The 23,884-nt window shown below is 62.8% G+C and carries 25 protein-coding genes; 12 read left to right on the forward strand and 13 right to left on the reverse strand.

Annotation, left to right across the window (positions count from 1 at the left end; genetic code table 11):
• Together EI545_RS13245 and EI545_RS21375 are read left to right on the forward strand one after the other, a co-directional pair.
• On the forward strand, nucleotides 1-1,581 hold the full coding sequence (locus EI545_RS13245) for a peptidoglycan -binding protein (RefSeq protein WP_125325908.1): 1,581 nt from the start codon (nucleotides 1-3) through the stop codon (nucleotides 1,579-1,581).
• Nucleotides 1,582-1,623: 42 nt separating this feature from the next.
• Nucleotides 1,624-1,788 carry a glycine zipper domain-containing protein gene (locus tag EI545_RS21375; RefSeq protein WP_164517161.1) on the forward strand — a complete coding sequence of 55 codons (165 nt, stop codon included), beginning with the start codon at nucleotides 1,624-1,626 and terminating at the stop codon, nucleotides 1,786-1,788.
• A 31-nt stretch (nucleotides 1,789-1,819) separates the two neighbouring features.
• Here EI545_RS21375 and clpA read toward each other — a convergent pair whose 3' ends face one another.
• On the reverse strand, nucleotides 1,820-4,138 hold the full coding sequence (gene clpA, locus EI545_RS13250; protein WP_125325909.1) for an ATP-dependent Clp protease ATP-binding subunit ClpA: 2,319 nt from the start codon (nucleotides 4,136-4,138) through the stop codon (nucleotides 1,820-1,822).
• Between the two features lie 156 nt (nucleotides 4,139-4,294).
• Complete coding sequence (gene gloB, locus EI545_RS13255; RefSeq protein ID WP_125325910.1) at nucleotides 4,295-5,062, reverse strand: hydroxyacylglutathione hydrolase; 768 nt, start codon at nucleotides 5,060-5,062, stop codon at nucleotides 4,295-4,297.
• Nucleotides 5,063-5,123: 61 nt separating this feature from the next.
• Here gloB and EI545_RS13260 point away from each other — a divergent pair, with 61 nt between their 5' ends.
• Nucleotides 5,124-5,879, forward strand: a complete 756-nt coding sequence (locus EI545_RS13260; RefSeq protein ID WP_125325911.1) for a class I SAM-dependent methyltransferase — start codon at nucleotides 5,124-5,126, stop codon at nucleotides 5,877-5,879.
• 7 nt (nucleotides 5,880-5,886) lie between these two features.
• Here the strand turns inward: EI545_RS13260 and EI545_RS13265 are convergent, their stop codons facing one another.
• On the reverse strand, nucleotides 5,887-6,459 hold the full coding sequence (locus tag EI545_RS13265) for a L,D-transpeptidase (protein WP_125325912.1): 573 nt from the start codon (nucleotides 6,457-6,459) through the stop codon (nucleotides 5,887-5,889).
• 386 nt (nucleotides 6,460-6,845) lie between these two features.
• Here EI545_RS13265 and EI545_RS13270 point away from each other — a divergent pair, with 386 nt between their 5' ends.
• From EI545_RS13270 to EI545_RS13295, 6 genes are all read left to right on the forward strand, one after another.
• Complete coding sequence (locus EI545_RS13270; RefSeq protein WP_125325913.1) at nucleotides 6,846-7,406, forward strand: F0F1 ATP synthase subunit delta; 561 nt, start codon at nucleotides 6,846-6,848, stop codon at nucleotides 7,404-7,406.
• Complete coding sequence (gene atpA / locus EI545_RS13275) at nucleotides 7,406-8,944, forward strand: F0F1 ATP synthase subunit alpha (protein WP_125325914.1); 1,539 nt, start codon at nucleotides 7,406-7,408, stop codon at nucleotides 8,942-8,944. Before EI545_RS13270 ends, atpA begins: the two co-directional genes overlap by 1 nt.
• A gap of 22 nt (nucleotides 8,945-8,966) precedes the next feature.
• The gene (locus EI545_RS13280; protein WP_125325915.1) at nucleotides 8,967-9,833 is read left to right on the forward strand and encodes a F0F1 ATP synthase subunit gamma; all 867 of its coding nucleotides are present in this window, start codon (nucleotides 8,967-8,969) and stop codon (nucleotides 9,831-9,833) included.
• A 20-nt stretch (nucleotides 9,834-9,853) separates the two neighbouring features.
• The gene (atpD, locus tag EI545_RS13285; RefSeq protein WP_125325916.1) at nucleotides 9,854-11,296 is read left to right on the forward strand and encodes a F0F1 ATP synthase subunit beta; all 1,443 of its coding nucleotides are present in this window, start codon (nucleotides 9,854-9,856) and stop codon (nucleotides 11,294-11,296) included.
• A 9-nt stretch (nucleotides 11,297-11,305) separates the two neighbouring features.
• Nucleotides 11,306-11,698: a F0F1 ATP synthase subunit epsilon gene (locus EI545_RS13290; RefSeq protein ID WP_125325917.1), complete on the forward strand. Its 393-nt coding sequence runs from the start codon at nucleotides 11,306-11,308 to the stop codon at nucleotides 11,696-11,698.
• A gap of 118 nt (nucleotides 11,699-11,816) precedes the next feature.
• Nucleotides 11,817-12,164, forward strand: coding sequence for an H-type lectin domain-containing protein (locus EI545_RS13295; RefSeq protein ID WP_125325918.1), 348 nt, complete (start codon nucleotides 11,817-11,819; stop codon nucleotides 12,162-12,164).
• Here EI545_RS13295 and EI545_RS13300 read toward each other — a convergent pair.
• The 8 genes from EI545_RS13300 to EI545_RS13335 form a co-directional block, all read right to left on the reverse strand.
• Nucleotides 12,161-13,249, reverse strand: a complete 1,089-nt coding sequence (locus EI545_RS13300; protein ID WP_164517296.1) for a phosphatase PAP2 family protein — start codon at nucleotides 13,247-13,249, stop codon at nucleotides 12,161-12,163. The two genes, EI545_RS13295 and EI545_RS13300, sit on opposite strands and share 4 nt — an antisense overlap.
• 80 nt (nucleotides 13,250-13,329) lie before the next feature.
• Complete coding sequence (locus EI545_RS13305; protein WP_125325920.1) at nucleotides 13,330-14,349, reverse strand: ribose-phosphate pyrophosphokinase; 1,020 nt, start codon at nucleotides 14,347-14,349, stop codon at nucleotides 13,330-13,332.
• 117 nt (nucleotides 14,350-14,466) lie between these two features.
• A complete protein-coding gene (locus EI545_RS13310; protein ID WP_125325921.1) occupies nucleotides 14,467-15,489 on the reverse strand; it encodes a threonine aldolase family protein in 1,023 nt (340 codons plus the stop codon).
• Entirely contained in the window at nucleotides 15,489-15,941 is a 453-nt protein-coding gene (locus tag EI545_RS13315; RefSeq protein WP_125325922.1) for a YcgN family cysteine cluster protein, read from the reverse strand. The genes EI545_RS13310 and EI545_RS13315 overlap by 1 nt, the downstream gene beginning before the upstream one ends.
• A 39-nt stretch (nucleotides 15,942-15,980) precedes the next feature.
• Nucleotides 15,981-16,904 carry a bifunctional riboflavin kinase/FAD synthetase gene (locus EI545_RS13320; RefSeq protein WP_125325923.1) on the reverse strand — a complete coding sequence of 308 codons (924 nt, stop codon included), beginning with the start codon at nucleotides 16,902-16,904 and terminating at the stop codon, nucleotides 15,981-15,983.
• A 39-nt stretch (nucleotides 16,905-16,943) separates the two neighbouring features.
• Complete coding sequence (locus tag EI545_RS13325; protein WP_125325924.1) at nucleotides 16,944-17,387, reverse strand: MaoC family dehydratase; 444 nt, start codon at nucleotides 17,385-17,387, stop codon at nucleotides 16,944-16,946.
• 121 nt (nucleotides 17,388-17,508) lie between these two features.
• Nucleotides 17,509-18,399 (reverse strand): TIGR01459 family HAD-type hydrolase, encoded by an 891-nt coding sequence (locus tag EI545_RS13330; protein WP_125325925.1) that lies wholly within the window; start codon nucleotides 18,397-18,399, stop codon nucleotides 17,509-17,511.
• A gap of 92 nt (nucleotides 18,400-18,491) precedes the next feature.
• Nucleotides 18,492-19,409 carry a manganese-dependent inorganic pyrophosphatase gene (locus EI545_RS13335; protein WP_125325926.1) on the reverse strand — a complete coding sequence of 306 codons (918 nt, stop codon included), beginning with the start codon at nucleotides 19,407-19,409 and terminating at the stop codon, nucleotides 18,492-18,494.
• 284 nt (nucleotides 19,410-19,693) lie between these two features.
• Between EI545_RS13335 and EI545_RS21380 the strand changes: the two genes are divergently transcribed.
• Entirely contained in the window at nucleotides 19,694-19,855 is a 162-nt protein-coding gene (locus EI545_RS21380; RefSeq protein WP_164517297.1) for a hypothetical protein, read from the forward strand.
• Nucleotides 19,856-19,942: 87 nt separating this feature from the next.
• Here the strand turns inward: EI545_RS21380 and EI545_RS13340 are convergent, their stop codons facing one another.
• Both EI545_RS13340 and EI545_RS13345 read right to left on the reverse strand, forming a co-directional pair.
• On the reverse strand, nucleotides 19,943-20,683 hold the full coding sequence (locus EI545_RS13340) for an N-acyl homoserine lactonase family protein (RefSeq protein WP_125325927.1): 741 nt from the start codon (nucleotides 20,681-20,683) through the stop codon (nucleotides 19,943-19,945).
• The gene (locus EI545_RS13345; protein WP_125325928.1) at nucleotides 20,680-21,681 is read right to left on the reverse strand and encodes a TraB/GumN family protein; all 1,002 of its coding nucleotides are present in this window, start codon (nucleotides 21,679-21,681) and stop codon (nucleotides 20,680-20,682) included. Before EI545_RS13345 ends, EI545_RS13340 begins: the two co-directional genes overlap by 4 nt.
• Before the next feature lie 193 nt (nucleotides 21,682-21,874).
• On the opposite strand from EI545_RS13345, the gene EI545_RS13350 reads away from it, so the two are divergent.
• Complete coding sequence (locus EI545_RS13350; protein WP_125325929.1) at nucleotides 21,875-22,162, forward strand: co-chaperone GroES; 288 nt, start codon at nucleotides 21,875-21,877, stop codon at nucleotides 22,160-22,162.
• Between the two features lie 63 nt (nucleotides 22,163-22,225).
• Complete coding sequence (gene groL / locus EI545_RS13355) at nucleotides 22,226-23,869, forward strand: chaperonin GroEL (RefSeq protein WP_125325930.1); 1,644 nt, start codon at nucleotides 22,226-22,228, stop codon at nucleotides 23,867-23,869.
• The last annotated feature ends 15 nt before the right edge of the window (nucleotides 23,870-23,884 follow it).

Consider the following 23,884-nt stretch of genomic DNA (forward strand, 5'->3'; position numbering starts at 1 on the left):
ATGCGAAGCGCCCGACGCCGTGACAGTTCGATCATCTGGCCGGGGTTCGTTGATGCGGTGACGACGCTATTGATGGTGCTGATGTTCGTCTTGACCATCTTTACCGTGATGCAGTCGGTCCTGCGCGACCAGATCACGACGCAGGACACGGAACTTGATGCCCTGTCCGCGCAGGTGGCCGATCTGGCCAACGCGCTGGGGCTGGAGCGGACCCGCGCGACCAGTCTTGAGGGCGAGATTGCCACGCTTCGCTCCGGACTGGCGGCTGCGCTGGCCGAGGGGGAACGGCAGGCGTCGCTGATCGCCTCGCTTGGTCAGGACCTTTCGGCGCGCGAGGCAGAACTGGCGGCGGCAACGGGCCGGATCACGGATTTCGAAGCTCAGGTGGCGGCCCTGCTGCTGGAACGCGACAGCGCGCGCGGCGAGGTTGCGGCGCTGGAAACGGAACAGGCGCGGCTGGTCAGCGAGGCCGAGGCGATGTCTCTGGCCCTTGCGCAAGCGCGGGAGGAGATCGACGCAGGTGTCGAGGCCGCCCGCCTGGCCGCCGCCCGCCGCGAGGCGCTGGAGGCGCTGCTGGCCGACCTGCGCCAGAAGAACAATGCCGATGTCGCCGCACTGGCCGCAGCCGAGGCCGAGATTGACGAGGCCGAGGCTGCCCGACTGGCCGACGCGGCAGCACTGGCCGCGCTGCGGGAACGGCTGGCCGGGGCCGATACGGAACTGACCGCGATGACGCTGGCGCTGGAAGCCGAACGCAAGCGCGCTGAAGAAACGCTGACCCTCCTCGCCGCCGCGCGGCTGGAGGCGGTCGGCGCAGGCGAAATGGACCAAGCCCTTGCCGTTGCCGAGACAGCGCTGCTGGCGGAACAGGAAAAGGCCCTTGCCGCCGCCCGCGAGGTGGAGCTTTTGAACCAGCAGATCGCCGCCCTGCGTGGCCAGCTTGGCAGCCTGCAGTCGGTTCTGGACGAATCGCAGGCGCGGGACGAGGCCGCACAGGTGCAGCTGGAAAGTCTTGGGTCCGAACTGAACGCCGCCTTGGCGCAAGTCGCGTCGGAACAGCGCCGCCGGGCCGAACTGGAAGCCGCCGAGGCCGCGCGGCTGGCGGCGGAGAACCAGGACCTTGCGCGCTTCCGGTCCGAGTTCTTTGGCGAGCTGTCAAGCCTTCTGGCCGGTCGTGAGGGGGTGCGGGTGGTCGGTGACCGCTTTGTCTTTTCGTCCGAGGTGTTGTTCAACCCCGGGGCCGCCGATCTGGCCCCCGAAGGCCGAGAGCAGATTGCCGGGGTCGTGCGTATTCTGGACGAGGTGCGCACCAATATCCCGGCCGAAATCGACTGGATCATCCGGGTCGATGGCCATACCGACAATGTGCCGCTTTCCGGTGGCGGGGCCTTTGCCGACAATTGGGAGCTTAGTCAGGCGCGTGCCTTGTCCGTCGTGCGCTACATGCAGGATGAACTGGGCTTTCCCCCTGACCGGATGGCCGCGACCGGATTTGGCGAATACCGGCCCGTGGCGCAGGGAGATACGCCAGAGGCGCGTGCGCAGAACCGGCGGATCGAGTTGAAGCTGACGGAAAGGTAGCGGCCTTGGCCGGAACCCGCGGGGTCGGCATTCGTTCTTCCAGTGGCAGCGCGTCCACTGCAGGAGACTGTCTTGAACCCCTATGGCCTGATCATTGGTGTCGTGATTGGTACCGCCATTGGCGTGGCAATCGACGATATCGGGCTTGGCATCGGGATCGGCGTGGCTATCGGCATCGCCATCCAGGCCTTCGCCCCGCGTAAATGAACAGGGGCCGGTTTGCACCGGCCCCTTCTTGTCATTCTGCCGTCAGAAGCGGCGGTTTCTGCCCGGTCAGCCGGGGTTTCGCCGGCTCTTCGATGTCAAGCACGATGGCACCATCCTTGACCTTGACCTTGACCACACCGCCCTTGACCAGCTTGCCGAACAGCAGTTCTTCGGCGAGTGGCTTCTTGATGTATTCCTGGATCACGCGGCCAAGGGGGCGCGCGCCCATCTTGTCATCATAGCCCTTTTCGCCCAGCCAATGTGCCGCCTCGGGCGACAGTTCGATATGGACGTTGCGGTCCATCAACTGTGCCTCAAGCTGCAGAACGAACTTCTCGACCACCTGCATGATGATCTCTTTGCCAAGCGGGGCGAAGCTGATCACCGCATCCAGACGGTTGCGGAATTCCGGCGTGAACGTGCGTTCGATCGCGGCGGTATCTTCGCCGGTGCGACGTTCGCGGCCGAAACCGATGGCGGTCTGCGACTGTTCCCGGGCGCCCGCGTTCGAGGTCATGATCAGGATCACATTGCGGAAATCCACCGTCCGGCCGTTGTGGTCGGTCAGCTTGCCGTGGTCCATGACCTGCAGCAGGATGTTGTAGACATCCGGGTGCGCCTTTTCCATTTCGTCGAGGAGAAGGACGCAATGCGGGTGCTGGTCGACACCGTCAGTCAGCATGCCGCCCTGATCAAAGCCGACATAGCCAGGCGGCGCGCCGATCAGGCGGGAGACTGCATGTTTCTCCATGTATTCCGACATGTCGAAGCGGATCAGTTCCACCCCAAGGCTGGACGCCAACTGCTTGGCAACCTCGGTCTTGCCCACACCCGTCGGCCCTGCGAACAGGTAGTTGCCGATGGGCTTTTCCGGTTCGCGCAGGCCCGCACGTGCCAGCTTGATGGCCGAGCACAGCGCTTCCACTGCCTTGTCCTGACCGAACACCACGCGCTTGAGGGTTTTCTCAAGGTCGCGCAGGGTTTCGGCATCGTCCTTCGACACAGTCTTCGGCGGGATGCGGGCGATCTTGGCCACGACAGCCTCAATCTCTTTCACCCCCAGCGACTTGCGGCGCTTGCTGTCCGACAGCAGGTGCTGGGCGGCCCCGGCTTCGTCAATGACGTCGATAGCGCTGTCCGGCAATTTGCGGTCATGGATATAGCGCGCGGCCAGTTCCACCGCCGATTTGATCGCGTCGTTGGTGTATTTCAGGTCGTGATGTTCTTCGAAATGCGGTTTCAGACCCATCAGGATCTTGATCGCATCCGGCACCGAAGGTTCGTTCACGTCGATCTTCTGGAAGCGCCGGGAAAGGGCCCGGTCCTTTTCGAAGTGCTGACGGAATTCCTTGTAGGTGGTCGACCCCATGCAGCGCAGCTTGCCGCCCTGCAGTGCGGGCTTCAGCAGGTTCGAGGCATCCATCGCGCCGCCGCTGGTCGCACCAGCGCCGATCACGGTGTGAATCTCGTCGATGAACAGGATCGCGTCGGGGTGATCCTCCATCTCTTTGACCACGGCTTTCAGGCGTTCTTCGAAGTCACCGCGATAGCGGGTGCCAGCCAGAAGCGCGCCCATGTCGAGGCTGAAGATCGTGGCCTTCGACAGAACTTCGGGCGTCTCACCATTCACGATCTTGCGGGCCAAGCCTTCGGCGATGGCGGTCTTGCCCACGCCCGGGTCACCCACCAGCAGCGGGTTGTTCTTGCGGCGGCGGCAGAGCACCTGAATGCACCGCTCCACCTCAGACTCGCGGCCGATGAGGGGGTCAACGTCGCCTTTACGGGCCTTCACGTTCAGGTCGACGCAGTATTTGGAAAGGGCGGATTCCTTCGCCTCGCCCGCTTCGGCCTTTGGCGTCTCATGCGGCTCATCGGCGCCCTGCACCGGGCGGGCTTCGCCGTAGGACGGGTCTTTCGCCACGCCATGCGCGATGAAGTTGACCGCGTCATAGCGGGTCATGTCCTGTTCCTGCAGGAAATAGGCCGCGTTGGATTCGCGTTCGGCAAAGATCGCGACCAGCACGTTCGCGCCGGTCACTTCAGTGCGGCCACTGGATTGTACGTGGATCGCCGCGCGCTGGATGACGCGCTGGAAGGCGGCGGTTGGCACAGCCTCAGACCCTTCGACATCCGTTACCAGTGTCGACAGGTCATCGTCGATGAAATCGGTCAGCGTCTTGCGCAGTTCATCAAGATCAACCGAGCAGGCCTTCATGACCCGCGCGGCATCAGGTTCGTCGATCAGCGAGAGGAGCAGATGCTCCAACGTCGCGAGTTCGTGACGGCGCGAATTGGCAAGGGCCAAGGCGGCGTGGATCGCTTGTTCCAGCGTTGTCGAAAAAGACGGCACGTCAGTGCTCCTGTCCTGCGGGTCGGCGGGGTTTGAACCCGGTCCGACCGTGGCCTCATAGTCTTAAAGTTCGGTTTTCCTGGCCGCACTTCAAGCGGTATTTGTTGTGTTCAGGTCTTTCCCGGTGGTCATCACGGCATTTGTGATACGGTAGACCTAAAACCTGTCTTTTCTGGCCCGGATTTCGGCGAAAACAATGGCAGGGTCGGCATCCGGCAGGCCGACTGACGCTTGCACTGCGGGCAGATGGGCCCGCAGGAAGGGGTTGGTGTCCAGTTCGGTCTGCAGCCGGACGGGAACGGTGGGCAGGCCCTTGGCGCGCTGGGCGGCTACGGCCTCAACCCGTGACATAAGCTGCGCATTGCCGGGTTCAAGGGTCGCCGCGAAGCGGAGATTGGAGGCGGTGTATTCATGGCCCGAGCAGATGAGGGTTTCTGGCGGCAGGGCTGCGAGTTTCTGCAGGCTGGCGTACATCTGCGCGGGGGTGCCTTCGAACAGGCGGCCACAGCCGCCGGACATCAGGCTGTCGGCGGTGAAGGCATAGCCGCTGTCGGGGAAGTGGAACGCGATGTGGCCGATGGTGTGGCCGGGAACGTCGATCACGCGGACCTTTTCCGTTCCGATGGCAAAGCTGGCGGCTTCGGTCAGCGCATAGTCAAGCGGTGGCAGGCGATGGGCGTCGGCGACGGCGCCAAGGACCATGGCCCCGGTCGCGGCACGCAGCGTTTCGACGCCAGAGATGTGGTCATCATGGTGGTGGGTGATCAGGATATCTGACAGCTGCCAGCCACGGGATTTCAGTGCTGCAAGGATGGGGGCGGCGTCGGGGACGTCGATCACCGCGGTCTGGCCCGAGGCCGCATCGTGGACAAGGTAGGCATAGTTGTCCGTGCGGCAGGGGATGGTCACAAGTTCAAGGGACATGGTCTTCAATCTTTTCCCGGCTATGATGCCCGCAGGATTGACCGCCAGATGAAGGATCGCAATGCACCTTGATGTGCTGGACCTGAGAAACTTCTACTACCGCACGGCTCTGGGCCGGGTGGCGCAGCGGGCGATCCGGGACCAGGTGGTCAAGCACTGGCCGCCCGGTCCCGGTCAGACTGTGGTGGGCTTTGGCTTCGCGGTCCCGTTGTTGCGGCCCTACCTTGCAGACTCGCGGCGGGTGATCGGCCTGATGCCGGGACCACAAGGCGTGATGCCATGGCCCGCCGGAATGGAGAACGTCAGTGTCCTGTGCGAGGATACGGCATGGCCGGTCGCGACCGGGCTTGCCGACCGGCTGGTCCTGATGCACGGGTTGGAAACCTCGGAAAACCCCTCGGCGGTGCTGGAGGAAGCGGGGCGGGTGCTGGGTCCTGGCGGGCGGGCGCTGGTGATCGTGCCGAACCGGTCGGGCCTTTGGGCGCGCAGCGATGCCACGCCGTTCGGGTTCGGTCGCCCCTATTCGGTGGCGCAGCTGGAAGCCCAGCTGAAACGCCACGGCTTTACCCCCGAACGGAGCCAATCGGTCCTGTTTGCGCCCCCTGCATCCACCCGGTTCTGGTTGCGCACCGCCGACTTCTGGGAGGCGATCGGTCGCAAGATGCCTTGGCTGGTGGGCGGCGTGCTGATGGTCGAGGCGTCAAAGCAGGTCTACGCCCCGACGCGCGGCGGTCTGGGGGCGGCAGTGAAGCGCCCGCTGAAAGTGCTTGAGGGGATCGGACAGCCCGCATCGGTTCCGGCGCCGACGCGGGGCTGACTGGGTTTCAGATCACCCGGACTTGCGTGCCAACCGGGCAAAGCGCGAAAAGCTCGGAGATGTTTTCGTTGTAAAGCCCGATGCAGCCATCCGACGACCGCCGTCCGATCTTGCGCGTGTCATGGGTGCCGTGGATGATGTAGGCGGGCCAGGACAGATACATCGCATGGGTGCCAAGCGGGTTCTCCGGGCCGGGGCCGATGGGCTTCCAATCCGGGTAGCGTTCCATCTGCGATGCTGTCGGCGTCCAGGACGGGCCTTCCTTCTTGCGCACGATTTCAGTGTAACCGCGCTTGGTCAACTCGTCCGAGATCGGGACCGAAGTCGGGAAGATGCGGTAGGTGGTTTCATCGCCGCTCCAGTAGTGCAGCGCGCGTGACACGGTGTCGGCCACGATTGCGCCTTTGCCCAGGCTTTCGAAATGGTCGCGCCAGTTCTGCATCTGGAAACTGGAGACGTTGTTGCGCACCGTGCCGATGACGTCGTCCGAGGTCTGGGACCGGGCGGTGGCGGGCAGAAGCATTGCGCCTGCGCCAACCAAGCCAAGAGATAGGGCTCTGCGGCGGGTAAGTTGGGTCATCGTCTTCTCCATTCCGTGCCGGAAATTTTCCGACCGCTGTCTGGTCTGCCGACCGACAGGCAAGGTCAATCCGCCTGATCGCCGTCTGACGGTCTGTTGAAGGCCTGTGATCGGGCCTTGCAGGTCGTGGGCGGTCCGCGCGCATGCCCGGCCGCAACCCGTCGACGGCCATCCGGCGCAGGGGTTTTGACAGCATTCCGCACTGCAGCGACCTTCTGCCCCACTCCACCTTACGAAAGAGCGTCCAACCCGGTTGCGGGGTGTTAAAGCCTCTGCTAAGGACGCCGCGAAGACAGGCATCTGCGCCCCGAATGCGTTCGAGGCGTGTGTGACAAGGCGGCCCGGTCCAACCGGACCCTGGGCCAAGAGACAGCGGAAGGGTTGACGTGTCAGAAACGGCTTCGATCTCTCTGGGCATTGCCACACGCTATGCGACGGCATTGTTCGAACTGGCGAAGGAAGGCGGCGCCCTGAAGGCGCTTGAGGCCGATATCGCTGCCCTGTCCGACGCTCTTGCCGTCAGCCCGGACCTGCGCGCCGCGATTGCTTCGCCGGTGGTCAGCCGTGAAGATCAGGGCAACGTGATCAAGGCGTTGGGCACGAAGCTGGGGATCAGCGCGCTTTTGGCCAACACGCTGGCCCTCATGTCGGAAAAGCGCCGTCTGTTCGTGCTGCCGCAGCTGTTGACCAGCCTTGCTGCGATGATTGCCACCGAAAAAGGCGAAGTGACCGCCGAGGTTACCGCCGCACGCGCGCTGACAGCCGCACAATCCAAGAAACTTGCCGAGACGCTGAAGGCCCGCGTCGGCAAGACCGTGATACTGAAAACCACTGTCGATGAAAGCCTCATCGGCGGTCTTGTCGTCAAGCTCGGCTCGACCATGATCGACACGTCGGTCAAGGCGAAGCTCGCGGCGCTCCAGAATGCAATGAAAGAGGTTGGGTGATGGGAATTCAAGCTGCCGAGATCTCTGCGATCCTCAAAGAGCAGATCAAGAATTTCGGCAAGGACGCCGAAGTGGCCGAAGTTGGCCGCGTGCTGTCGGTCGGTGACGGGATTGCCCGTGTGCATGGCCTGGACAACGTGCAGGCCGGCGAAATGGTCGAATTCCCCGGTGGCATCCGCGGGATGGCGCTGAACCTGGAAGTCGACAACGTCGGTATCGTTATCTTCGGGTCCGACCAGGACATCAAGGAAGGCGACACCGTCAAGCGCACCAAGTCCATCGTGGACGTGCCTGCTGGGAACGAGCTTCTGGGCCGCGTTGTCGACGGTCTGGGCAACCCGATCGACGGCAAGGGTCCGATCAAGGCATCCGAACGCCGCGTGGCCGACGTGAAGGCCCCGGGCATCATTCCGCGGAAATCGGTGCATGAGCCGATGGCGACCGGCCTGAAAGCCATCGACGCGATGATCCCGGTTGGCCGTGGCCAGCGCGAACTGATCATCGGCGACCGTCAGACCGGCAAGACCGCTGTGGCTCTGGACACGATCCTGAACCAGAAGGCGTACAATGACGCCGCTGGCACCGACGAATCGAAGAAGCTGTACTGCATCTATGTCGCCATCGGGCAGAAGCGGTCCACCGTTGCCCAGCTCGTGAAGAAGCTGGAAGAGACCGGCGCGATTGCCTACACCATCGTCGTGGCCGCCACCGCTTCGGACCCGGCGCCGATGCAGTTCTTGGCGCCCTATTCGGCAACCGCGATGGCGGAATTCTTCCGCGACAACGGCCGCCATGCGCTGATCATCTATGATGACCTGTCCAAGCAGGCTGTGGCCTACCGCCAGATGTCACTTCTCCTGCGCCGTCCGCCGGGGCGTGAAGCCTATCCGGGCGACGTGTTCTACCTCCACTCCCGCCTGCTGGAGCGTTCGGCCAAGCTGAACGGCGATTTCGGCTCGGGTTCGCTGACCGCGCTGCCGATCATCGAAACTCAGGCGGGTGACGTGTCGGCCTATATCCCGACGAACGTGATCTCGATCACCGACGGGCAGATCTTCCTTGAGACGGAACTGTTCTATCAGGGCGTCCGTCCTGCCGTGAACACCGGTCTGTCGGTGTCGCGCGTCGGTTCATCCGCCCAGACCAATGCGATGAAGTCGGTCGCCGGCAAGGTGAAGCTGGAACTTGCGCAGTACCGCGAAATGGCGGCTTTCGCGCAGTTCGGGTCGGACCTTGACGCCTCGACCCAGGCGCTTCTGAACCGTGGCTCGCGCCTGACCGAACTGATGAAGCAAAAGCAGTACGCGCCGCTGACCAACGCGGAAATCGTCTGCGTGATCTATGCGGGCACCAGCGGCTATCTGGACAAGATCGCCGTCAAGGACGTGGGCCGGTTCGAGGAGGGCTTGCTCAAGCACCTGCGCACCACCGGCAAGGCGCTTTTGGAAGACATCACCAAGAACGACCGCAAGGTTGCGGGTGATTTGGAAAAAGCAGTCCGCGCGGAACTTGACGCTTTCGCCAAAGACTTCGCGTGAAGCGCCCTGAAGGAGTAGGCAGATGCCAAGCCTAAAGGACCTTAAGAACCGGATCGGAAGCGTCAAGAATACGCGGAAGATCACGAAGGCGATGCAGATGGTCGCCGCGGCCAAGCTGCGCCGCGCGCAAGAGGCCGCCGAGGCCGCCCGGCCCTATGCCGAGCGGATGACCGCCGTCATGTCCGCGCTGGCTGCGGGCGTGGGCACGGGTGACGGTGCGCCCAAGCTTCTGGCCGGGAACGGCCGGGATCAGGTGCATCTTCTGGTCGTCATGACGTCGGAACGCGGGCTTTGCGGTGGCTTCAACTCGTCCATCGTCAAGCTGGCCCGTCTGCGGGCCAACGAACTGGTGGCGGCTGGCAAGACGGTCAAGATCCTGACTGTCGGCAAGAAAGGCCGCGAACAGTTGAAGCGTGACTGGGCGCAGACCTTTGTCGGCCATGTCGACATGAGCGACGTGAAGCGGGTTGGCTATGCCAATGCGCAAGGCGTGGCACGGCAGGTGACAGCTGCGTTTGAGGCTGGCGAAGTCGATGTTGTGACGATCTTCTACAACCGCTTCCAGTCGGTCATCAGCCAGATCCCGACCATGCAGCAGGTCATCCCGGCCAAGTTTGAAGCCGTCAGCACCTCTGCGCAATACGACTACGAACCCTCGGAAGAGGCAATCCTGGCCGATCTTCTGCCGCGCGGCGTGGCCACGCAGATATTCACCGCTCTTCTGGAGAACGGCGCCAGCGAACAGGGCGCCCGGATGTCCGCCATGGACAACGCGACCCGCAACGCCGGCGACATGATCAACAAGCTTACGATCGTGTACAACCGGAGCCGTCAGGCCGCGATCACCAAAGAACTCATCGAAATCATTTCGGGCGCCGAGGCGCTCTGACGAAACCGGAGTAAGAGACAATGGCAAAAGCACCGAAAGCCGCCGCTGCTGCCGGCAAGGTGACCCAGATCATCGGCGCCGTCGTCGACGTGCAGTTCGATGGCGAGCTTCCCGCGATTCTGAACGCCCTGGAAACCACGAACAACGGCAAGCGCCTGGTTCTAGAAGTGGCGCAGCACCTGGGCGAAAGCACCGTCCGCTGCATCGCCATGGACGCGACCGAGGGTCTGGTCCGCGGTGCGCCGGTCAGCGACCTTGGCGCGCCGATCTCGGTTCCGGTTGGTGACGGCACCCTGGGCCGCATTCTGAACGTCATCGGCGACCCGATCGACGAAAAGGGCCCGATTGCCCACACCGAAAAGCGTGCGATCCACCAGCCCGCCCCGGCGTTTTCCGAACAGGCGACTGACGCGCTGATCCTGGAAACCGGGATCAAGGTCATCGACCTCTTGGCCCCCTATTCCAAGGGCGGCAAGATCGGCCTCTTCGGCGGTGCGGGCGTGGGCAAGACGGTTCTCATTCAGGAACTGATCAACAACATCGCCAAAGTGCACTCCGGCTATTCGGTGTTCGCGGGCGTCGGTGAACGGACGCGTGAGGGGAACGACCTTTATCACGAATTCATCGAATCCGGCGTTATCAACATCGACGACCTGACCAAGTCGAAAGTGGCGCTGGTGTATGGCCAGATGAACGAACCGCCGGGCGCGCGTCTGCGCGTGGCGCTGTCGGGTCTGACGATTGCGGAACAGTTCCGCGACCAGTCGGGGACGGACGTGCTGTTCTTCGTCGACAACATCTTCCGCTTCACCCAAGCCGGTTCGGAAGTGTCGGCTCTGCTTGGCCGTATTCCTTCGGCCGTGGGCTACCAGCCGACGCTGGCGACCGACATGGGTGCGCTGCAGGAACGCATCACCTCGACCAAAGCCGGTTCGATCACCTCGGTCCAGGCCATCTACGTTCCGGCCGATGACCTTACCGACCCCGCGCCTGCCACGTCCTTCGCCCACCTTGACGCCACGACCGTTCTGTCGCGCGCCATCTCGGAACTTGGGATCTACCCGGCCGTTGACCCGCTGGACTCCACCAGCCGTATTCTCGACCCGCTGGTCGTGGGGCAGGAGCACTACGATGTGGCTCGTTCGGTGCAGGGGATGCTGCAGCGCTACAAGTCGCTGCAGGACATCATCGCCATCCTTGGGATGGACGAACTGAGCGAAGAGGACAAGCTGACCGTGGCCCGCGCCCGGAAAATCCAGCGCTTCCTCTCGCAGCCCTTCGACGTGGCGCAGGTGTTCACGGGTTCGCCCGGCGTGCAGGTGCCGCTGGAAAAAACGATCCAGTCGTTCAAGGCTGTGGTTGCGGGTGAATATGACCACCTGCCCGAAGCCGCCTTCTACATGGTCGGCGACATCGAGGAAGTGAAAGCCAAGGCCGCGAAACTTGCCGCGGCTGCGGCCTAAGGGGGAACCATGGCAGCGTCCGTGCAATTCGACCTGGTCAGCCCGGAACGCAGGCTTGCGTCCTTCGTGGCGACCGAGGTGCAGATCCCCGCGCTTGCGGGGGACATGACGGCGATGGCCGGGCATATGCCCACCATCACCTCGCTTCGGCCCGGCGTCCTGCGCGTGGTCGGGGCCGAGGGGACGAAGTCCTATGTCGTGACCGGTGGCTTTGCCGAGATCGGCGAGGCTGGCGTGTCCGTGCTGGCAGAACAGGCCATCCCGCTGGAGGAATTGACGTCCGCCAAGCTGGACACGCTGGTGGCCGACGCGACGCAAGCCGCTGGCCTGAACGCGGACAAGGATGCCGCTGACAAGGCAATTGCCGATCTGACTGCGATGCGGGTAGCGACCGGTCTTTGACAGCTGCTGCCACCGCGCAACGAACAAGGGCCCCGCAACTGCCGGGGCCCTTTGCTTTTTCTCTTCCGGGTCGTGGCCAAGTTCATGCAAACTGGCACCAAGACGGGAGGGTTCAGACATGAAAAGATTTTCGGGCACACTTGGCGTGCAGCAGGGGACCCGTATCCTGTTTTCAGACTTCGCCCATGATGGCGCGATGTGGACAGGATCGGGACCGCGTGAAGTCCGCCGGACCGAGACGTTCAGCGAACCTTTTCTGGCGCCCCCCGCCGTGATGGTAAGCGTGTCGATGTGGGACATCGACAACAAGGCAAACTCGCGGATCGATCTTTCGGCCGAGAACATCACCGCCGAAGGGTTCGAGATCGTTTGTCGCACATGGTCCGACAGCCGCATCGCCCGCATCCGCGCGGATTGGATGGCCATCGGAGCGACCCAGGATGATGAGGCGTGGGATGTGATCTAAAGCCGCGCCGGAACGTGGCTGGAGGAGTCCATGCGACGCATTGTTGGACGGATCAGCAGGCCGACAGCTTTCCAGACCAAGACTGCAAGAAATGCTCCGACATAGCCATCAACGGCATAGTGCCAGCCCAGCAAGACCGAGCCGATCATGATCACCACGGCAAAGGCCGTCATGACATAGCCTGCGAAGCGAGACAGCCGAAACGCGAAGATCGCGATAAGCGTCGATGATGCGACATGCATACTTGGGAAGGCCGAGATCGCGTTGATGCTGTTTGGCGCCGTGTAGAAATCCCACAGCAAAATCTGAGTGTCGACAACACTCAACGCGCCGGTTGCGGCATGCGCACGCAACAGGTCCATCAACGGTTCAAAGGTGTCCCCCAAGCCAAGCAAGGCATAGTAGGGGGGGCCGGCTGAAGAGAAGACGATTGCCAGCAGGTTGCCGCCAAGGGCCCAGACCAGCAGGAACGAGATCAGAAACTGCATGCGAATGGCAGAGTCAGGCCGCAGGAAACAGCTGGCGAACAGCGCAAAATAGACCACCAGAAGCCAGACATTGTACATGCCGGTAAAGAACGACAGGGAATAGTGGCCGCCCAGCACCGTATGGAGGAGGCTGTAGGGATCTGTGTTGAAATGAAGCAGACGATCGAGTTCCATGAAGTACTCATCCCAGGAAAACGGCATGAGCGTTGGGATGAGTGATTTGATCTGCGCGAAGAAGATCAGAACCAAGGCCATCAACAGGGTTGCGATCGCCCCCCCAAACAGGCGGTCACGGTCCGAAAGGAAACTGCGAACGTCATTCTTCAAGGCAGCCATGCGATCTTCCGAGCGCACGACATAGGTGTGGTGAAGAAGGCGCCACAACAGCACGAAGAAGATGATCTGTGGCACCTTGGTCAGAAAGTGCATCACAAGCACGGTTACCTTCTCGTGCTCGATCGACAGCGCGTAGCGTTGGGCAAGCCACGTGGCGATCAAACCGTAGGCAACCACCAGGCCTGCAAGCAGACTGTGTTGCCGTAGAACCCTTTTGCTGCCAGCTCGCATCAAAACGCCATCCCCCGCGCTAACGGTCACGATAGTGAACAACGCATTGGATGCAGCGCCATTGTGGCTGAAAATAGGCCTAAACTGCGCGATTGCGGGAAGCCAGCCATTCAGCTGCGCTGATACAGCCCCTCATAGATCGGGACGAGGGTGTCCGTCTCGAACAACGAGGACACCGACATCCCGCCCCAGATATTCAGGATCGCCTGCGCAAACATCGGCGCGGTGGGGACAATGCGGATATTGCCCGCGGCCTTGACCTTTTCGGTCGCCTCGATGCTGTCGGTGATGACCAGCGATTTCATGACCGAATTCTGCACCCGCTCAACCGCCGGGCCGGACAGGACGCCATGGGTGATGTAGCTGTGCACCTCGGTCGCACCCGCCTCCATCAGCGTCTCAGCCGCTTTGCAGAGCGTTCCAGCCGTGTCGCAGATGTCATCCACGATGATGCACTTGTGGCCGCGCACGTCGCCGATCACGGTCATCCCGGCAATCTCGCCGGCCTTTTCGCGGCGCTTGTCGACGATGGCCAGCGGGGCGTTGATCCTTTTGGCCAATTCCCGCGCGCGCGCCACGCCGCCCACGTCGGGCGAGACGACCATAAGGTCGTTCATCTGGCCTCGGAACTGGTGTTCGATGTCCAGCGCAAAGACCGGGCTGGCGTACAGGTTGTCCACCGGAATGTCGAAGAAACCCTGAATCTGCGCGGCATGCAGGTCAAGTGTCAGCACCCGGTCCACCCCGGCTTCGGCGATCATGTTGGCGACCAGCTTGGCGGTGATCGGCGTGCGGGCCTTGGCGCGGCGGTCCTGGCGGGCATAGCCGAAATACGGGATGACGGCGGTGATCCTGGAAGCAGAAGACCGACGCAGGGCGTCGGTCATGATCAAAAGCTCCATCAGGTTGTCGTTCGCGGGGTTCGAGGTGGACTGGATGATGTACATGTCCTCACCGCGGACATTCTCGAACACTTCGACGAAGATTTCCTGATCGTTGAACCGTTCGACCCGGGCTTCGACCAGACTGACGCTCATCCCCCGGTGCATCGACATTCTGCGGGCGATCGCCTTGGCCAGGGAAAGGTTGGCGTTTCCGGCGATCAGCTTCGGTTCGGTGACAGCGGGCATGGGCACTCCGGGTGACGGATTCGTGACGCTGCCTTCGCTTATCACCGGGGCTTGGCGATGAAAACCGATGCTTCGGCCCGGCCCGGAAAATTCCGCTGCACGCGCAGCATTGCCACGTCAGAAGGCGGCGAGGAAGGCGTCAACATCCGCCTCGGTCGTGGACCAACTGGTGACAAGCCGCGCCGCCTCACGCCCCGGGGCGGCGGGGAAGCGGTAGTAGGCAGCACCCGCGGCCTCCAGCCGGGCATGGCTGCCTTCCGGCCAGTTGGGAAACTGCATGTTGGCCTGCACCGGATGCGCCTGCGCGACCCCCGGCTTTGCCGCCAGCCCCTTGGCCAGCCGCTGGCCCATGGCATTGGCCTGCGCCGCCAGCCGCAGCCAGAGATTGTCGGACAGATAAGCCTCCATCTGGGCGGAGAGGAACCGGTTCTTGGAGAAAAGATGCCCGCCGCGCTTGCGCCGCAGTTCCAGCTCCCACGCCTTGGCGGGGTCGAACAGGACCACGGCCTCTACCCCAAGGCAGCCGTTCTTGGTGCCACCCAGCGACAGCACATCGACCCCTGCTTTCCAGGTCATCTCGGCCGGTGTCGCCCCGGTGGCAACCAGCGCATTGGCAAAGCGCGCGCCATCAAGGTGGCAGGGCAGCTTGTGCGCTTTGGCCAGCGCAGTCAAAGCGGCGATTTCGGCGGGGGTATGGACTGTCCCCGCCTCGGTGACGTTGGTCAGCGTCAGCATCCCGCGCTGTACGCCATGCACGCCACTTTCCCCCGTACGGGCCAGCGCCGCGCCGAGCGTTTCCGGCGTCATCTTGCCGTGGTCGCCGGGGACGAGCACGAGCTTGGCCCCGGAATAGAACTCGGGCGCGTTGCATTCGTCTTCGGCGACATGGGCATGGCTGTGGCAGAACACAGCGCCCCAGGGTGGGCAATGGGTGGCAATCGCAAGGGCGTTGGCGGCCGTGCCCGTGGCGACCAGATGCACCACCGCCTCGGGCGCCTCGAAAGTCTCGCGGACAAGGACTGTCACACGCTCCATGATCGCATCGGCCCCATAGGACCGGTCATACCCGTCATTCGCGCGCACAAGGGCCGCCATGACCTCAGGTGCCGCACCCGAGGTGTTGTCAGAGGCAAAGCGCATCAGGGTGTGTCCTCGATCAGATAGTTTTCCCAGTCATCTTCATCGACCGAGGTTTCAGGGATCGTGATCCCCCGCACCGATTCCCCTGCCTTGGCGGTGCTGTCGGGATCGCCCGTCAGCAAAGGGTGCCACTCAGGCAGCTTCCTCTTTTGAAACAGCAGCTTGTAGGCGCAGGTCGACGGCATCCAATAAGCAATTTTCGGCAGGGTCTTGGGCGTCAGGACTACACATTCCGGCACATGCATCTTGCGGTTGGGGTAGTCCATGCATTGGCAGGTGTCGCCATCCAAGAGGCGGCAGGCGATGCGGGTATAGGCGACCTCACCCGTATCCTCATACTCCAGCTTGTTCAGGCAGCACTTGCCGCAGCCGTCACACAGCGCCTCCCATTCCGGGCGGGTCATCTTGTCGAGGGGGACGGTTTCCCAGAACCGGGGGCGGAGCTTTTCCATTGCGCCAAGGTGCTGTGGCGCGACGGAAAAGGGAAGGGGCTACAGGCGGGAAAGGATGTCGCGGGCGGTGGTGCAGTCGGCATCCATCTGGGTAATCAGGGCGGGAAGGCCGTCAAACTTCAGCTCGGGCCGCAGGAATTCGACAAGTGCTACGGAAAGGTGCTGGCCGTAAAGATCGCCCTTGAAGTCGAAGAGGAAGGTTTCAAGGTTCGGCCGATTTTCTCCGAACATCGGCCGCACGCCAAGACTGGCCGCGCCGTGGTGGGTGCCCTTCTGCGGGCCGGTCAGGATGTCGACCAGCACGGCATAGACGCCAAAGCGCGGCAGGTGCAGCCCGTCCATCGACATATTGGCGGTAGGATAGCCCAACTCGCGCCCGCGCTTTTCGCCGTGGATCACCTCACCCTCAATCCGGTGCCAGTGGCCCAGCATGGCAGCGGCGTCGCGGGGGCGGCCTTCGGCAAGGGCGCGGCGGATGTTGGTCGAAGAAATCTCGGCCAGATCATGGGTGATAAGAGGCGAGATGGTGGTGCGGATATCCCTTGCATCGCAAAGGCTTATAAGGTCAGCCGCGGTGCCGCGACGACCCTTGCCAAAGCAGAAATCCGCGCCGACCACGACATGCGACACGCCAAGGCCGTCGGCCAGAACCTGCTGCACAAACTCCTCGGGCGTCAGGGCGGCAAGGGCGGCGTCGAAGGGCAGCTGGAACAGATGATCGACCCCAAGCCGGGCAAGCCGGTTGGCCCGCGCTTCGGCGTTCATCAGGCGGAAGGGCGGGGCGTCAGGAGCGAAGTATTGCCGTGGGTGCGGCTCGAATGTGACGATTCCCAGCGGGGCAGGACCACGGGCAAGGTCGATGACAGCCTGATGGCCCCGGTGGATTCCATCGAAGTTGCCCATGGCAACGGATGCACCGCGACTTGACGGGTCAAGCCCATGCCATTGATAATGCTGCTGCATCCCGCCCTTTTGGGGCGCCGGCCCCGTCAGTCGAATCCGTCAGTCGAACTTGCGGCTGGGCGCCAGAACCAGCGCTTCACCCTTCAGAACCACGGTTTTACCGACTGCGCAGTTGGTTTCAAGGGTAACCCGGCGTTTGCTGTGGTCTATCGCTGTTACTGTCACTTCGGCGCGGACGGTATCACCGGGACGGACGGGCGCCATGAAGCGCAAGGATTGGCCAAGGTAGACGGTGCCATGCCCGGGAAGCTGTTCCCCGATGACAGCCGAAATCAGGCCCGCAGTCAGCATGCCATGGGCGATACGGCCGGCAAAGATGGTGTCCTGGGCGTAATCCTCATCCAGGTGGACGGGGTTCCGGTCGGTCGAGACTTCGGCGAAAAGTTCGATATCCCTGTCGGTAACGGTTTTCACAAGATGCCGGGACATGCCGATTTCAATGTCTTCAATGCAGATCGTGCCGCGGGGCATGTTGTCCAGCATGGTTACCGAATCCCTCAATTGGGTTTCGGAACGCTAGCAGATGCCGCAGCGCAGCGCAATCGTTCGCGCAATAAAAGTTCAAAGAGAAGTATGACGGTGCACGAAAGTTACCGCGCCAACCTTAGCGCAGCCGCCCCATCGCAAAGCGGGGCGACATCTGCTGCCCGGAAAGCCAGTCGGTCAGACGCGCCGGGTCAGGGTTCTCGACATCCGGGCCGAATTCTTCCGCCGCAAGACCCCCGGTGATGAACAGCGTGTCGAGGCCTTCGGAAATTCCGCCCTGCACGTCTGTGGCGATGCCGTCGCCAATGCACAGGATTTGCGGATCAGCCATGCCCAGCACCTCGCCCAGACGGCGGCGTGCAAGGTCATAGATCGGCGGATGCGGCTTGCCGAAGTACAGCGCGGTGCCGCCCATCTGCTCATAGGCCTGTGCCAAGGCCCCAGCGCAGTACAGCCGCATGTCGCCCAGATCGACCACGATGTCCGGATTGGCGCACAGCATAGGCAGGCCAAGCGTCTTTCCCAGAAGAAGCGTGGCGCGATAATCCTCGGGCGTTTCCGTCACATCGTCGCTCAGGCCGGTGCAGACGATGCCTTCGGCGTCTTTCAGGGCAACGCGTTCAATCGGGGGCTGCGACTTGGCGAAAGCGGCAATATCGTCGGCGAAATCGGTGAAGAACGCCTCATCCTTCGGGGCGCCGATGTGGTGGACGCGGCGCCCGACCGCACCGATCAGCATGCCCATCTGTGCCGCATCGCCCGAGGTGACGACGATATCCCAGGCATCGCGCGGGACAGAGAGACCGTCCAACTGCCGGATGACACTGGCCTGTGGCCGCGGCGCGTTGGTCAGAAGCACAACCTTGCCCCCGGCCGCCCGAAACGCCTGCAAAGCGGCAACGGCAGCGGGAAAGGCCGTCTGGCCATTGTGCAGACAGCCCCAGAGGTCACAGAACACGGCGTCATAGCGGCCTGCCAGATCAGCAAGGGAGCGGACGATTTCGGTCATTCGATTGGCCCTTTCGCCGTCAACCCGGCTGTCTGTGGTCTATCCCCCGTCTCTGCGCAGGCAGAGACGGACATCTGCGCACCGTCGTGAAGTTAAAGCTTCAGCGCCGGGATGATCTGTTTCTTGCGGCTCATCACGCCGGGCAGAACCACGGTGTCACCCGTGACCGTGACGCCAAAGGACGCCTCGGCCATCTGCTTGACCAGATCGTTCGGAACCAGAAGCGTTGCTTCTTCGCGGATGATGTCGACAACGAACAGCAGCACCTGATCGGCACCGTCTTCCTTGGCCACGTCCACCATCGAGGCCATCAGGCTGGCCTTGCGGTCCAGCACGACCTTGGGTGCCGTGGTCTCCAGCACCGAGACGCGAAGTTCCTTGCCGGCGACATTGTATTCCTTGGAATCCATCCGCAGCAGCGCCGCGTCAGAAAAGGCCGAGACGTCGGACTTCGCTTCGAACATCTGGGCGGCGAGGTCTGGGATCGACACCCGCAGGTCAGCAGCCAGCTTTTCAGCCACAGCGCGGTCATGCGGGGTGGTGGTGGGGCTGCGGAATTCCAGCGTGTCGGAGATGATGCAGGACAGCATCGCACCCTTGACCCCACGCGGGGCCTTGGCCAGCGCATCGCCCATCAGGTCGTGCATGATGGTGGCGGTGCAGGCCAGCGGGCGGATGGTGATGTCGATGGGGGTCTTCGTCTTGATCCCGCCCACCAGCAGGTGATGGTCGATGATCCCCTGAACCTGCGCGTCGTTGATCGAGGGCGGCAGTTCGGCCGGGTTGTTCGTGTCGACGATCATCACCTGATCATCGGCGGTGACATCGGCAATGATCTCGGGCTTCGTCAGGTCCCAGTGGCGCAGCACGAAGGCGGCTTCGGTGTTCGGTTCGCCCAGCAGCACGGGCTTCGCCGGGGTGCCGGATTCGGTCAGATACCAGGCCCAGATGATGGGCGAGCCGGTGGAATCGGTGTCGGGGGATTTGTGGCCGAAGACGAGCGTTGTCATGGGAATACCTTTGGCATGGATTTGCGCGCGGTATAGGCGAGGGCGGGCGGATTGTCACGCGGGCGCGTTTGTGGCATGAATAACGCCTTGGCAGAGGAGTGCGACGCGATGGACAAGACCGTCTGACGCCCCCCGATTGGGGGCAGGCCGTGCCGCCGGATCGGCGGAATGACACCCCATGCTGAAGGAGTGCCCTGAAAATGGTGACGAAAGCGAAGGCCTAGGGCCGTTCGTGGCCGGGTGTGATCCCGGCTGACATCCATATCTGAACTCAGGGGCAGATCATGCCGAAAACAAAGACTGGAAAACCCGCCATGGCGGGGCTGAAACCATTGCCGAAAGCGCGGGGGTTTGATCCCTTGGCGCTGAAGGCTCAGACCATGCCGAAGGGGCCAAAGCTGGTGCCAAAGCGCGGGATGATTCCCGGAAAGTCGGGCCAACGCTAGGGCGATGAAAGCCGGGGGTAGGGGGTGTCCCGCCGGGTGCCCCCACCCTTATCCCCCTCCCCACAAGGATGGCGCATTTGGCGTGCGTCAGTCGTAAAATGCAGGGGCCTTGCGCAGCATCGGCCATTGTGATGGTTCGTGGCCGTAGATCATCAGGGCATCAGGCCCGCCAAGCGCCAGCAACCGGCTGGCGGAGGCCTGCGCGGCCTTTGGGTCCTGCGCATCGGCGAAATGCTCAGCGGGTTCCGAGGCGCGGTTGATCGCGTCGATGGCCAGAACCACGCGGCCGGTCTCGGGCAGATCAAGGACCGCCGACAGGTGGCCAAGGGTATGGCCGGGCGTGGGGATCAGGGTCAGCCCGTCACATACTACGGTGTCGGTGTCGATCAGGTGATAGGTCGCCTTGGGCCAGTCGATCGGGCGCGCGCTGCCGAAATAGCGCGGCTTGGGGTCCGTGCGTTCGATTGCTGTCAGCAGGATCGGCGCATGGGCAAACAGCGGCAGCGATCCGACATGGTCGATATGGCCATGGGACAGGATCACAAGGTCAATGTCCTTCGGCGCAAGGCCAAGCAGGCCAAGCGCCCCGACGGCGGTCTGATGGGGGCCATAGTTCAGCAGGCGGCCAAAGACCGGCAGGCCATCACGGTCGGCAATGCCGGGGTCAGTGGCATAGGCGGGCGGAAATCCCGTGTCGATCAGGATGCGAGCACCCCGGTCGGTTTCCAAGAGATAGGCCGGGATACCGATGATCCGCTCACCCCCGCGCACGTCGAACAGGCCGAGGTCCAATATGGTCAGGCGGGCAAGGCGACCGGGCAGGATCACAGCGGCAGCGGTTCCAAAGTGAAGCCTTCCTGCTGCAGCAGGTTCAGCACACCCGCTTCACCCGAAAGATGCAAGGCGCCGAAAGCGGCGAAGACCGGGCCCTTGGCGGCGGCTTCGGTCAGGACCGGTATCCATGTGCGGTTGCGGGTGTTCATCAGCAGGTCCTCCATCCGCGCATATTCCGCGTCAACCTGTTCACGGGTGTAGTTGGGCATGTCATAGGTCACAAAGCGCAGGAATTCCCAGATCATCCGGCTTTCCCCGGCGAAATAACTGTCCGCCAGGGTTGCCGAGTAATCTTCCGCCCGATCCTCAATCGCAAGGGTCGACTGGAGCATTGCGACAAGTTCATCCCGGGTCATCGAATCGAAGATGGTGAAGACGGTGTCGAAGGGCTCCAGCCCGCGAACCGGCACGCCTGCGGCCTTGGCCGCGTCGATCACCATGCCGTCAAGGCCCTTTGGGTCTGCCATCTGCTCCATGGCGCAGGGCGGGACGGCCAGCATCACGACGGCATACCAGGGCTGGATCTTGGCGGCCATGAAACCCGGCACGCCACGCAGCGCCAAGGCTTTGGACAATCCCGCCCAAAGGTCCGCTGGCAGCTGTTCGATCAGGGTGGGTCCGTCCACGATCATGACCTTGGACGGGTCACGGGCAATCAGGTCCAGAAGCTGCGTCTGTTCGTCCGGCCCGGCTTCGACCAGAACCGTCGTGGCGGCGGCGATTTCGGGTGTGATCGTTTCAAGCGTCGGCAAATGCCGAGGATCATCGAAATGATAGGTCCCGATCAGGGTGATGACGTCATCGCCCCGCGTCGCACGCCAGTAGTTGCCCGTGGGATAGGGCACGGCATTGGCGGCAGCGGTGATCTCGGCCAGCCGCTCGGCGGGCATGTCGGCAAACAGGTTGCGACCCGCGCATTCGGCGGCCACGGGGGCGGACAGCAGGCCAAGGGCGGTGGCAAGACTGATCAGGGAAAGGCGAAGGCTGGGCATCTGGCTCGCGCTGGTTGGGACGGGTTGGGGGCATCGTGGCAGTCATCCCGGAAAAGGCAATGCGAAATGGAAGCGCAGGGCCGTCGGGGGTGTTGACAGCAGGCGAGCCATCACCTACCTGAACGGCTGTTGGCACTCGGGCTAGCTGAGTGCTAATCAAGATCAAACCTGGAAACTCAAGGGAGTACCCCAGATGGCTTTCAAACCGCTGCATGACCGCGTTCTGGTCAAGCGTATCGCCTCTGACGAAAAGACCAAGGGCGGGCTTATCATCCCCGATACCGCCAAGGAAAAGCCCGCCGAGGGCGAGATCGTCGCCGTGGGCGAGGGCGCACGCAAGGATTCGGGCGAACTGATCGCTCCGTCCGTCAAGGCTGGCGATCGGATCCTGTTCGGCAAATGGTCGGGCACCGAAGTGACGCTGAACGGCGAAGAGCTGCTGATCATGAAAGAAAGCGACATCCTCGGCATCATCGCCTGAGGGGAGGTGGGTTGACACCCACCCTACGCTTTCCGAACGCAACCCATTCAAGGAGCTATCAAAATGGCTGCTAAAGACGTCAAATTCGACACCGACGCCCGCGACCGCATGCTGCGCGGCGTGAACATTCTGGCTGACGCTGTCAAAGTCACGCTCGGCCCGAAAGGCCGCAACGTGGTGATCGACAAATCCTTCGGCTCGCCCCGCATCACCAAGGACGGTGTGACGGTCGCCAAGGAAATCGAACTGGCCGACAAGTTCGAAAACATGGGCGCGCAGATGGTGAAGGAAGTCGCTTCCCGCACCAATGATGAGGCCGGTGACGGCACCACCACCGCGACCGTGCTGGCGCAAGCCATCATCAAGGACGGCCTGAAAGCCGTTGCCGCCGGCATGAACCCGATGGACCTCAAGCGCGGCATCGACCTCGCGGTCACCAAGGTTGTCGCTGCCATCAAGGCCGCCTCGCGCCCTGTCAAGGACAGCGCCGAAGTTGCCCAGGTCGGCACCATCTCGGCCAACGGCGAAGCGGAAATCGGTCGCCAGATCGCCGACGCGATGCAGAAAGTCGGCAACGAGGGTGTCATCACCGTCGAAGAGAACAAGGGCCTTGAGACGGAAACCACCGTCGTCGAAGGCATGCAGTTCGACCGTGGCTACCTGTCGCCCTACTTCGTCACCAACGCCGACAAGATGATTGCCGAGCTGGACGATGCCTACATCCTGCTGCACGAAAAGAAACTTTCGTCGCTGCAGCCGATGGTTCCGCTGCTGGAAGCCGTGATCCAGTCGCAGCGCCCGCTGATCATCGTCGCTGAAGACGTCGAAGGCGAAGCCCTTGCTACGCTCGTCGTGAACAAGCTGCGTGGCGGCCTCAAGATCGCTGCCGTCAAGGCTCCGGGCTTCGGCGACCGTCGCAAGGCCATGCTGCAGGACATCGCCATTCTGACCGGTGGTCAGGTGATCTCCGATGACCTCGGCATGAAGTTGGAAAATGTCACGCTCGACATGCTGGGCAGCGCCAAGAAGGTCATCATCAAGAAAGATGACACCACCGTCATCGACGGCCATGGCAACAAGGCCGAGATCGAAGCCCGTGTCGGCCAGATCCGCGCGCAGATCGAGGAAACCACCTCGGACTACGACCGTGAGAAACTGCAGGAACGTGTGGCCAAGCTGGCTGGCGGTGTTGCGGTGATCAAGGTCGGCGGCATGACCGAAGTCGAAGTGAAAGAGCGTAAGGACCGCGTTGACGACGCCCTGAACGCAACCCGTGCGGCCGTTCAGGAAGGTATCGTCGTCGGTGGCGGTGTTGCCCTGATCCAGGCTGGCAAGGTGCTGGAAGGCATGACTGGTGCCAACAGCGACCAGAACGCAGGGATCGCCATCGTGCGCCGCGCGCTGGAAGCCCCGCTGCGCCAGATCGCTGAAAACGCTGGCGTCGATGGCGCTGTCGTCGCAGGCAAGATCCGCGAATCCAACGACGTGACCTTCGGGTTCAACGCGCAGACCGAAGAATATGGCGACATGTTCAAGTTCGGCGTGATCGACCCGGCCAAGGTGACCCGTACCGCGCTGGAAGATGCGGCCTCGGTCGCGTCGCTGCTCATCACCACCGAAGCCATGATCGCTGACCGTCCGGAGCCGAAAGGCGCCTCGGCTGGCGGCGGCATGGGCGGAATGGGCGGCATGGACGGAATGATGTAATCATTCCGGCCTGAC

Origin of the sequence: Tabrizicola piscis (assembly GCF_003940805.1) — a bacterium.
Classification (GTDB): domain Bacteria; phylum Pseudomonadota; class Alphaproteobacteria; order Rhodobacterales; family Rhodobacteraceae; genus Tabrizicola; species Tabrizicola piscis.